The organism is Methylibium sp., assembly GCF_031393925.1.
GTDB lineage: Bacteria > Pseudomonadota > Gammaproteobacteria > Burkholderiales > Burkholderiaceae_C > Methylibium.
In genome coordinates this window covers 1-10,354 of record NZ_JANMWL010000136.1, presented here as the reverse complement: position 1 = coordinate 10,354, position 10,354 = coordinate 1, and the positions used below count along the sequence as shown (strand labels likewise).

General features: G+C 65.8%; 12 protein-coding genes. 2 read left to right on the top strand and 10 right to left on the bottom strand.

Features of this window, described 5'->3' with window-relative positions; genetic code table 11:
• Both RMO12_RS07965 and RMO12_RS07960 read left to right on the top strand, forming a co-directional pair.
• Positions 1–307, top strand: a 307-nt coding sequence (locus tag RMO12_RS07965; protein ID WP_309638881.1) for a hypothetical protein, incomplete at its 5' end; no start/stop codon positions are given.
• A 127-nt stretch (positions 308–434) separates the two neighbouring features.
• Positions 435–746, top strand: coding sequence for a hypothetical protein (locus tag RMO12_RS07960; protein ID WP_309638880.1), 312 nt, complete (start codon positions 435–437; stop codon positions 744–746).
• A 19-nt stretch (positions 747–765) separates the two neighbouring features.
• Here RMO12_RS07960 and RMO12_RS07955 read toward each other — a convergent pair whose 3' ends face one another.
• The 10 genes from RMO12_RS07955 to RMO12_RS07910 all read right to left on the bottom strand — a co-directional run bounded on the left by RMO12_RS07955 (position 766) and on the right by RMO12_RS07910 (position 10,216).
• Positions 766–1,749 (bottom strand): MBL fold metallo-hydrolase, encoded by a 984-nt coding sequence (locus RMO12_RS07955; RefSeq protein WP_309638879.1) that lies wholly within the window; start codon positions 1,747–1,749, stop codon positions 766–768.
• A 115-nt stretch (positions 1,750–1,864) separates the two neighbouring features.
• Positions 1,865–3,583: a thiosulfohydrolase SoxB gene (gene soxB, locus RMO12_RS07950; RefSeq protein WP_309638878.1), complete on the bottom strand. Its 1,719-nt coding sequence runs from the start codon at positions 3,581–3,583 to the stop codon at positions 1,865–1,867.
• Between the two features lie 73 nt (positions 3,584–3,656).
• Positions 3,657–4,298: a sulfur oxidation c-type cytochrome SoxX gene (gene soxX / locus RMO12_RS07945; protein WP_309625328.1), complete on the bottom strand. Its 642-nt coding sequence runs from the start codon at positions 4,296–4,298 to the stop codon at positions 3,657–3,659.
• A gap of 17 nt (positions 4,299–4,315) precedes the next feature.
• Entirely contained in the window at positions 4,316–5,125 is an 810-nt protein-coding gene (soxA, locus tag RMO12_RS07940; protein WP_405029641.1) for a sulfur oxidation c-type cytochrome SoxA, read from the bottom strand.
• 97 nt (positions 5,126–5,222) lie between these two features.
• Positions 5,223–5,534, bottom strand: coding sequence for a thiosulfate oxidation carrier complex protein SoxZ (gene soxZ, locus RMO12_RS07935; protein ID WP_309638877.1), 312 nt, complete (start codon positions 5,532–5,534; stop codon positions 5,223–5,225).
• Between the two features lie 25 nt (positions 5,535–5,559).
• A complete protein-coding gene (gene soxY / locus RMO12_RS07930; RefSeq protein WP_309625330.1) occupies positions 5,560–6,042 on the bottom strand; it encodes a thiosulfate oxidation carrier protein SoxY in 483 nt (160 codons plus the stop codon).
• 193 nt (positions 6,043–6,235) lie between these two features.
• Positions 6,236–7,339, bottom strand: coding sequence for a c-type cytochrome (locus tag RMO12_RS07925; RefSeq protein WP_309638875.1), 1,104 nt, complete (start codon positions 7,337–7,339; stop codon positions 6,236–6,238).
• On the bottom strand, positions 7,323–8,579 hold the full coding sequence (soxC, locus tag RMO12_RS07920; protein WP_405029642.1) for a sulfite dehydrogenase: 1,257 nt from the start codon (positions 8,577–8,579) through the stop codon (positions 7,323–7,325). The genes RMO12_RS07925 and soxC overlap by 17 nt, the downstream gene beginning before the upstream one ends.
• 197 nt (positions 8,580–8,776) lie before the next feature.
• Positions 8,777–9,142 carry a metalloregulator ArsR/SmtB family transcription factor gene (locus tag RMO12_RS07915; RefSeq protein ID WP_309638873.1) on the bottom strand — a complete coding sequence of 122 codons (366 nt, stop codon included), beginning with the start codon at positions 9,140–9,142 and terminating at the stop codon, positions 8,777–8,779.
• A gap of 111 nt (positions 9,143–9,253) precedes the next feature.
• Entirely contained in the window at positions 9,254–10,216 is a 963-nt protein-coding gene (locus RMO12_RS07910) for a PDR/VanB family oxidoreductase (RefSeq protein ID WP_309638872.1), read from the bottom strand.
• Positions 10,217–10,354 lie beyond the last annotated feature (138 nt).

Here is a 10,354-nt window from a genome sequence, read left to right as displayed (position 1 = left end):
AAGCGAACGCAGTGAGCGCAGTGAGTTGCGCGACGGGCCACGAGCCCGAGCACCGCAATGCAGTCGGAGCAAAGCGCAGACCGCCTCGACGAAGCGCTGCCGCCTGCCCGGACGCGCCTTTGCCGCGCCCTACCGACCCTTTGCCCTTGCCCTTGCCCTTGCCCTTGCCCTTGCCCTTGCCCTTGCACTTGCGCTTGCCCGCAACCGCAACCGCAACCGCAACCGCAACCGCAACCCGCACCACCGAAATTGCCGCCGGCCGGTTGCAGATTGCCTCTCCTATTCGATCGAAAGGGATGGCGTCTGAGCGCTGTGCAAGTGCGCTATGCCAGGGTTGACCCCGTTCAGCAACGTGCCGCTCTGCGCAACCATCAAAGCCTGCCGCGGCCCACCGCGCCGCTCCAGCGAGGTTTCCGGTGCGAACGAACTACTGCTTGAGTTGCCTTGCTTGTGCCCTGGCCGCGCTGACCATCCCCGCAGCGCATGCCAACCCCCTTGCCGGGGCCGATCTGGCCAACGGCCGGGCACTGCATGACAGCAAGCGCTGCGCGGCCTGCCACATCGACAAGACCGCGCATGACGAGGCCGGCTTCTACCAGCGGCCCGATCGCAAGGTCAAGACCTTGTCAGACCTGCGACGGCAGGTGGGCCTGTGCAACTCGCAGCTGCGGCTGGAGTTGTTCCCCGATGACGAGCGCGATATCGCCGCCTACCTGAACACGGCCTTCTACAAGCTGGACAAGTAGCTGGCGCGGGCAGCCACCGTCACGGCTTCTGCAGACTTTCGCGCTCCATCTCCAGGTACACCGAACTCGCGTTGAGTCGATTGGCCGGCCCGAACGCGGGTAGCTTGGCGTAGCGGCTCCAGTCGACCGCCCGGTAGGCCTCGTCGAACGGCGTGAGCTCCTCGACCGCGCGCGCCATCTGATCACGCAGGTAGGTCAGGTAGTCGCGCGTCAGGCGCAGGTCGTCGGCCACGTGGCGCGATGCGGCGCCGTGGCCCGGGACTGCCATGGCCGGCGACAGGGCCGTCAGGCGACCCAGCGCACGCAACCAGGCGCGGGTGTTGGCGCCGCCGACAAAAGGCACGCGCCCGGTGAAGTAGAGGTCGCCCGCAAACAGCACGGCGTCGTTCTCGACGAACATCATCAGGTCCTCGGGCGAATGCGCACCACCCACGTCGAGCAGCCGAAAGCGCACGCCGCCGAGTTCGAAACGCAGCTCGCCGCCGGGGTCGAACGCGAGCCAGCGATCGGCGGGCACCAGCCGCGTGTTCTCGTCCACCCACGGGAACAGATCGGCGCGTCGTTGCGCGAGCCGCTGCTGCGCCAGGTCGGCAGTCAAGCTGGCTCGGCCGGCGGCGTGGGCCCAGATCTCGGCGCCGATGGCCTTGAAGGATTGCGCGCCGTAGAAGTGGTCAGCGTGGTAATGGCTGAGGATGACGCGCCGGATCGGCTGGTCGGTGATGCGGCGGATCGCATCGATCATGCCCTGCCCCAGGGCCGGCGTTCCGAGCGTGTCGAACACCACCACGCCCTCGCTCGTGACCACGAAGCCGGCGTTGGACATGAAGCCCTGGTTGGCCGCGGAGGCCTGGCCGACGGCACCCTGGAAGTAATGGACGTGCTCGCTCAGCTTGGTGGCTTGCAAGGGCTCGGCCTGGACAGCCGACGCTGCCAGCGCCAGCGCAGCCACCACCACCGCGCGCCAGAGCCAGACGGTGCGCACTGCCTGCAACCGAACCGCCATCGCGACTCCTCGGGCCGTGCGCGGGCATCCACTACTCAAGCGCTCGCTCATTTGATCAGGCGATGATGTCGCCGTGCAATGTGGCTGGGCCGCACGAGGGCGTACCGCGCCCCGCTCAGGCGCCGGTGCCCGGGTTGCCGTCCATGCCGATGACGCGCGGCACATTGAGCTTGCGCGGCGCCACGACCTTCTGGTCGCGCAGCCAGGTCGCCACCACGTCCCACACCATCTCGCCCCGGGCACCCTCGGCCACCGGCGCCCAGGCAGCGACCTTGTAGGTCTTGCCGGCCTCGATCGGCTTGCCGCCCAAGCGCATGTCCTGGATGCGCGAGCCCATGCGTGCGTTCGGGTCGATGGCGTACGTCATGCCGCCCACGCGCACCATGTCGCCGCCCTGCTGGTAGTAAGGATCGGGGTTGAAGAGGTTGTCGGCCACGTCTTCCATGACGGTCTTCAGGGTCTCACCGCTCAGGTCGGTGAGCGTCGTGTACGAGTAGGTGGTGGCGGTCTGGTCGAGCACGTGCTCGAGCTCGATGCTGCTGCCTGGCAGCAAAGAAGTGCCCCAGCGGAAGCCCGGCGAAAACGCGATCTCGGCGCCCTTCACGTCCATCAGCGCGTCGACGATCAGCTGGTCGAAGCTGCCGTTGAAGTTGCCGCGACGATAGAGCGTGCCCTGGGTGGTGGCGAGCTTTTCGTGCAGCTTGGCATCGAAGGGCGCGCGTATCTTCGTGATGAGCGCGGCCATCTTCGGGTCGGCCGGCAACAGGTTCGCAAACACCGGCATCAGCTTGTAGCGAAAGTCGCGGATCTGGCCGCCCTGCACGTCGAAGTCGAGCACGCCGAGGAACTTGCTGTTGGAACCGGCGTTGGTGACCAGCGTCTTGCCACCCGGGTTGGCGACGATCACCGGCGCCGGCACGCCGTCGTGCGTGTGGCCGCCCAAAATGGCGTCGATGCCGCGCACGCGCGAAGCCATCTTGAGGTCGACATCCATGCCGTTGTGCGACAGCAGCACCACCACCTTGGCGCCCTTGGCGCGAACCTCGTCGACCATCTTCTGCATGTTGTCTTCCTGGATGCCGAAGCTCCAGTCGGGCACCAGGTAGCGCGGGTTGGCAATCGGCGTGTAGGGGAAGGCCTGGCCGATCACCGCCACCGGCACGCCGTTCATCTGTTTGAGGGTGTAGGGCGCGAAGACCGGGTCGCCGAAGTCCTGGGTCTTGATGTTCTGCGCGAGGAACTCGACCTTGCCCTTGAAATCCCGGTCGACGATTTGCTTCACGCGCTTGTCGCCGAGCGTCATTTCCCAATGCGCGGTCATCACGTCCACGCCCAGCTCGAGGCAGGCATCGACCATGTCCTGCCCCTGGGTCCACAGCGCCGTGCCGGAGCCCTGCCAGGTGTCGCCACCGTCGAGCAGCAGGACGCCGGGGCGGGTCGTGCGCACCCGCTTGATCAAGGTGGCGAGGTGGGCAAAGCCGCCCACCTTGCCGTAGGTGGCAGCGGCCTTGTCGAAATCGAGGTAACTGAAGGCGTGGGCCTCGCGCGACCCCGGCCGCAGCCCCGCTTGCCGCAGCAAGTGTTCGCCGACCAGGTGCGGCGTCTTGCCCATGGCGCCGGCCACGCCGAGGTTGACGCTGGGCTCGCGAAAGTAGATCGGCAGCAGCTGCGCGTGGCAGTCAGTGAAGTGCATGAAATGCACATTGCCAAAGCGCGGCAGCTCGTAGAGCTTGCCGCCACCGGTGGCCGCCAGCGCTGCCGGAGCGTCCAGCGCCATGCCGGACGCCGACGCGATCGCCAACACGTTAAGGAACTCGCGGCGCGAAAGCGACATGGCATGTCTTTCTGTAATCAATCATTCACGGATGCACGAACGATTGAAAAACCGCACGACGTGCGGCTCTCGCTCACTGGTTGACCGGCGATTTAGGGTCGAGCAGCAAGGCCATCACGTGTTGGATTTGCTGTTCGGTGAGGATGCCCATGTGCCCCGCGCGCGGCATGTTGGAGCACGCGTTGTAGGCCTTGGCGTTCCAGATCTTGCCCCAGGTGTACTTCACCATCTCGGTGCTGGCGGCGGCGGCGTCGGGGTCGCCCACGCCGCGCAGCTTGCCGTAGTTGTAGAGGCTCGGGCCGATCGTGCCGAAGGAGATTTCCTTCTTGTCGATCATGTGGCAGTTGTAGCAGTTGCCGCCGTTGGGCTGGCCGGCGGCGTCGGTCCAGGTGAGGCCCCGGCCGCTCTGCGCGATTTTTTCGCCCTCCTTCCAGTCACCCAGGTATTTGCCGTCGCTCGGCCATTTGATCGAAGCCAGGTTGGCTTTTTCGATCAGCGCGCGGCGCGGCGCGGCCGCAGCACCGGTGGCCGCGGCGGGGTCAGAGCACAGCGCTTGCGTGTCGTCTTGCTTAAGACGGTCGAGCGTGGCGATCTTGTTGGCTTCGAACCCGCTCTTGATCATCGCGTCGAAACCCGCGGTGAGATCGGCCTGCGGGCTCGAACCCGTCGCGCAGCCCGCGACGACGACGGCCAGGATCAATGCGGTCTTCTTCATCGGATGCTCCTCGGGATTCAACGCTTGATGCCGGGCGTTGCCATCACGGCGCCGCTGGAGGTGGCCGCCATGAAGTAAGACAGCGCCACGGTCAGGTCGGAGCCGTAGACGGGCTCGGGGAAACGCTGCTGCCGAAAGCAATCGTTGAGGCGGTGCTGCATCGACCACATCTGCCCGTTGCTCACGCGATAGGCCGGCCAAGTGGTCCAGCCCTGGGCCGCACCTTCCTTGGTGGTGATGTTGGGCAGGTCTTGCAGCCGAATGCGCCGGCCGTCCTCGCCGTGGCAGGAGGCGCAGGCAAAGTCGTGCGTACCCGCCTGGAAGTAAAACGCCTTGCGACCGAGCGCAAAGGCCTCTTTCTCGCGCGCATGCGTGGGCACCACATTGACCTTCATGCCCTTGGACAGGCCCGAAACCCAGGCTGTCAAGGCGACGATGTCGGCCTTCTTGCCTTTGCCGAACGGGGTCTTGACGACTTCCTGCGCATTGAAGCCCTGCTGTGTCTCGAGGCAGGTGAGCAGACGCGACTCCAGGTCCTGCACGCGATCGGTGTCCTTGAAGTGGCGCGGCAACTGCGCGTACGCGCCCTTCACCACCCCCGCGCCGAGCCCGAGGTCGCATTGCTCGAGCGACGCCTTCTTCGGGCCGTCGGCCTTTTTCCAGATTTCTTCGCCCTGCGCCTCGTAAAGCTCGGCGGGGTTGCCCTCGGCAATCATCTGGCGGTACTTCTCGATCTCGACGGACGTCGAGCCCTGAGCCCCCGCCGCCGTGGCAGCGCAAAGACTCGCGACGATCAGCAATGACTTCACGCTGGTCTCCTTTGGCATTCTTGGCTCTTGTTGCACGCCGTCAATCGCGACCCCGAACCCGATGTCTCGAACATCGCGACCCCAAGGCTTCGCAGGAGCCGAAGCAGCCGCGCGTTCACGCGATCACCGCCTCGTCGGTGCGCGAGTCGCCCTTGTTGTCGACCCACTTCACCGTCACTTTGTCGCCCTTCTTGCCGCCCTTGAACTTGAAGTTCCAGAACGGATCTTTCGATACGGCGGGACCCCAATCGGCCTCCATGATCATCGCGCCGTTGTAGGTGGCGCTCACCGTCTGGATGAAGTGCGCCGGCACCGCGACGCCGGCAGTGTCCTTGCGCTGGCCGGTCTCCATCACGTGGCTCATCAATACCTTCACATCGACGACACCACCGTTTTCGGTGGCGCGAATGCGCATCGGGTTTCCCATGTCGATCTCCTGATTGGTTCCAGACTCAGCCGCCGCAACCGCCCAGCGTGACCTTGATCTCTTTCTTGGCCACGTAGAGCTTGCCGTCGGACTGCACCATCGCGTAGACGTTGGAGCTCTGGCCCATCTTCACGCGCGTGGTGACAAAGGGTTCGGCGTCCTTGCTCATCTTGAAGTTGGCCGCCAGCGTGTTGGGGTTCTTCTCGACCAGGATCGCGATCTGCGTCACGTTGGGCAAGGTGGTCGCGACGCCCACCGGCACCACCGCACCGTTCTCGGCGATGTCCGGCCCGGTCAGGGTGATCTTGTCGGACGGCGCAAAGCCGCCGCCGCCGAGCGCCTTGGCCGTGGCATCGATGTCCGTCGTGTCGAACGCCGCCTTGTTCCAGGCGGCCTGCTGGGCCAAGGCCTGTTGCGGCGTGACGAGGCCTGCGGCGACGAACAGGCCGAGCGCGCCATACGCCGCACCGCCCTGGAGCGCCTGGCGGCGCGTGAAAGTTGCTTTCATACCGAACTCCTTTTCATCCTTGATCATGGCTCATCGCCTCGAGAGACCGCGGCATCCCAGGCCGCCGTGGATGGCCCTGCACGACGAGCAGCGAGCAAGCACCGGCATGATTGCCACGCCCATTTGTTCACTGATAGTTGATCATTCGCGCATGTAGTTTATGTGCGTGTGCCGCTTCCGATCGACGGGACTTCTACTGAGCGCCGCCGGCCAGCCAGGCGCCGAGCACGCCGGCTTCGGCGTCCGAGAGTGGCTGCGCGGGCATCGGCACGGCGCCCCACACGCCGCTGCCGCCCGCCTTGATCTTGCCCGCGAGGTAACTCGCGGCATCGACGCGGCCCTTGTATTTGGCCGCGATCTCGTTGAAGCCGGGACCGACGATCTTGTTCGCGAGCCCGTGGCAGGCCAGGCAGTTGCGCGATTTTGCAAGGCCAGCGGCGCCGCCGACGTCGGGGCGTGCCGGCTCGGCGGTGGCCGCCGCAGGTGCTGCCGCCACTGCGACGTCGGCGCGCAGCGTGGCCGCGTCGGCAGCCGCCGGGGTGGCCGGGGGCTTGCTCGTGTCCACACCGCGCACGGCGCCCACCGGGCGGGTCTGCTCGGCCAGGTTGCCATGCGCATTGCGCGAAGTATTCGGCAGATAGGACGCGACCTTGGCGACATTGATTTCGCAGTTGGACATGCACGCCACCGACTTCACGTCGGGCTTGCCGCCAGGCGTCCACAGCCCGTGGTCGGTGGTCATGCCATCGCGGTTGGGCAAGCGCTTTTGCACGTCGCGAATGTTCTGGTCCGACAGCACGAAATCGGCCGGGACAATCTCACCCAGGTTGAGGATGTAGGCGGTGACCGCATACACCTCCTCGGTGCTCAAGGTCTTGGGCGCCGTCCACGGCATGGCGCGGTTGATGTAGTCCCACAGGGTCGACAGGGTCGGCAGCTTGGCGAGCGTGGTGCGGGCACCGCCTTGCGACAGGCCCTTGACACGGCCCGCCTTGATGTCGTCTGCGGTCGTGCCGCCGACGATGGGCGCGAACACCTCGTTGGACTCACCGAAGGTGCCATGGCAGGAGGCGCATTTGCCTTCCCACACGTCCTGCCCCTTGGTGACCGAGCCGGAGCCTTTGGGCAGGCCGGTGAAGTCGGGGCGTACGTCGATGTCCCAGGCCTCGAGCTCGTCGGCCGTCGCGGCCCGACCGATGCCGGTGATCGCCTTGGGCGACGCCACCGCTTGCGCGGCCGCAGGGCCCGTCGTCACCAAGGCCACCGCCAGCACCAACAGCTCAAGCGACCTGGACATTGCTCACCTCGCCCGATTCGGACACCAACCACGACTGGACCGCGTTGTTGTGATAGATCGAGCGCGTGCCGCGCACCGCACGCAATGGCTTGTAGTGAGGCTGAACGTAGCCGGTGTCGTCCATCGCACGCGACTGGATGATGGCGGGCTTGCCGTCCCACGACCAGTCGAGGTTAAAGCGCGTCAGCGCCTTGCCATGCACCGGCCCCTCGAGCCGCGCGCCGCGCCAGTTGCGACCACCGTCGACCGACACGTCGACTCGTTTGACCTTGCCGCGGCCGGACCACGCCAGCCCGGTGATGTTGTAGAAACCCTGGTCGAGCAGGACCTGCCCGCCCGAAGGCGTGGTGACGACCGACTTGCACTCCTGGATGCCGCAATACTGCCGGTGGCGCCCGTCGGGCATCAGGTCGACGTAATGACTGGTCTCGTCCTTGGTCCCATACGGTTGATCGCCCAGCTCGATGCGGCGCAAATACTTCACCCAGCTCACGCCCTGCACGCCCGGCACCACCAGGCGCAGCGGGTAGCCGTTTTCCGGGCGCAGCATTTCGCCGTTCTGGCCGTAGGCCACGAGCACCTCGCCGGACATGACCAGCTCCATCGGGATGGTGCGCGTCATCGACGAGCCGTCGGCGCCTTCGGCCAGCACGAACCTGCCCTTGGTGAAGTCGGCGCCGGCCATTTCGAGCAGCGCGCGCAGCGGCACGCCGGTGAACTCGCTGCAACTCAGCATGCCGTGCGTGTACTGCACCGTCGGCACCGCCACATTGCCCCACTCCATCGCCGTGTTGGCGCCGCATTCGATGAAATGAAAGCGGCTGACCGGCGAGAGACGCATGATCTCCTCGACGGTGAACACCATCGGCGTCTTGACCAGGCCGTTGAGCATCAACCGGTGCTGGCTCGGATCGATGTCCCACCAGCCTTGGTGGTGACGCTCGAAGTGCAGCCCACTGGGCGTGATGACGCCGAACAGGCCCTGCAGCGGGCAGAACGACACGCTCGATTGGGTGACGCGCGTCAGACCGGGGCTCTCGCGGCGCTGGAGGTTGCGCTCGTAGCGGGACGGTAGGCCGTAGCCGGTGGCCGCCACCGGCTGGCCCAGCGCGACGGCATGCGGCTGGGGCACGAGGATCGCGTCCTCACCCCGCGGCTGCGCGAGCGCGGCCCCGCCCGCCAGGCCCGCCGCCGCGCCGAGAAAGCTGCGTCGCAGCAAGCCGCGGCGCTCGTCGTCCATGCCGCACTGGTCGACCTGGAGCTTGAACTCGCGCGAAACGTAGTTTTCCGGCGCCTTCAGGAGCCGCCCGAGGAACGGAGGGAGTGCCTTCATCGATATTTCTTGTGATCACATACGCGTATGAGTATTGACGCATGAACAAGTGCCAAAAAAACCCCGGGGTAACCCGGGGTGGCGGGGCTCAGCCGGCGGCGCCGTCAGGCCACCGACGCCATGAAGCGCCGCGCGCTGGCGCGTTTCAGCGGTTTGTCGGGCATGGCCATCATGTTGGTGCAGACCGCGCGGCACAGGCTCACGGCGTTCGGGTCGCACACACTGTAGAAGACCAGGTTGCCGTCCTTGCGCCGTGCCAGCACGCCGGCCCGGTGCATGAGATTGAGGTGCCGCGACACGTTCGCCTGGGTCGCGCCGAGCGCTTCGACGATGTCGCCCACCGAGCGTTCGGTGTGGCACAGCGAATGCAAAATCTTCAACCGCGTGGGCTCGCTCAACAACGCGAAGTATCCAGACACTTTCTCGAACAGCCCGTTCAGTTCGTTCAGCTCGTCTGCGTTACCGGCCATGCGATGCCTCCGTCAGTGGTGAGTGATCAAGCAGCACCAAGCGCTGCTTAGCTATATCGGCAAGTATAGATTTGATCGACTGTTTGCGAGCGGCGCCGACGCCTTTTGCGCTCAAAGGTCGAGCACCAGCAGCGGCGAGCGCGCACGTGAGCAGCACACCGTCATCTGATCGTTCTTGATCTTCTCGGCTTCGGTGAAGTACATGTCGCGGTGGTCCGGCACGCCGTCGAGCACGCGGGTCACGCAGGTTCCGCAGACACCCTGCTCGCACGAGACCGGGACTTCGATGCCATGCGCATTCAGGGCAGCGACCACCGACTGATCGGCCGCCACGGCGATCACGCGGCCGGAGCTGGCGATCTTGACCTGGAAGCCGGTATTGGCGCCCTCGGCCTGCGTCTGCCCCGCGAAATACTCGAAGTGGATGTTCTCTTCCAGCCACCCTTGCTCACGGGCCGTCTTCATGACGTGATCCATGAAGCCCGTGGGCCCGCAGACGTAGAGGTGCGCTCCGCTGGCCGGCGCCGCCAGCGCCGTCTCCGCATCCAGGCGCTGCGATTGCAGGCCATCGTCGAAGTGCAGGGCCACCCGAGGAACGAAGGCCGATGCCTCGAGCCGGCCTGCGAACGCGGTCCGCTCCCGCGAGCGTGCGCAGTAGTGCATCTCGAACTCGGCACCGGAGGAGGCCAGGCGCTCGGCCATGCACAGGATCGGCGTCACGCCGATGCCGCCTGCGAACAGGATCGATCGCTCGGCGGCCACGAGCTGGAAATGATTGCGCGGCTCGCTGATCCGGATCGTGCTGCCTACAGCGACGTCGTGGTGGACGCTCTTCGATCCACCGCGTGTCCCGGCGTCGAGCAGCACGCCGATCAGGTAGCGATGCGTCTCCGTCGCGTCATTGCACAGCGAGTACTGGCGCACCAGCCCGTTGGGCAACTCCACGTCGATGTGCGATCCGGCGCTGAACGGCGGTAACGCCGAGTCGTCGGTGCTCACCAACTCCAACGACACGACATCGACCGCCTCGACCGTCTTCTTCGCAACCTTGACCTCGAGCCACGCACGATTCATTTCACTCTTTCAAGCTTGATTGTTTGATCAGGACCGAAGCGCCTTGGGCTGCCCCGGGGGCGCCCCGAACCCATGAACCCCTGGCTCAATATTGGATCGGCACGCTGGCTCAGATATAGATCGGCGCCGACAAGCGCA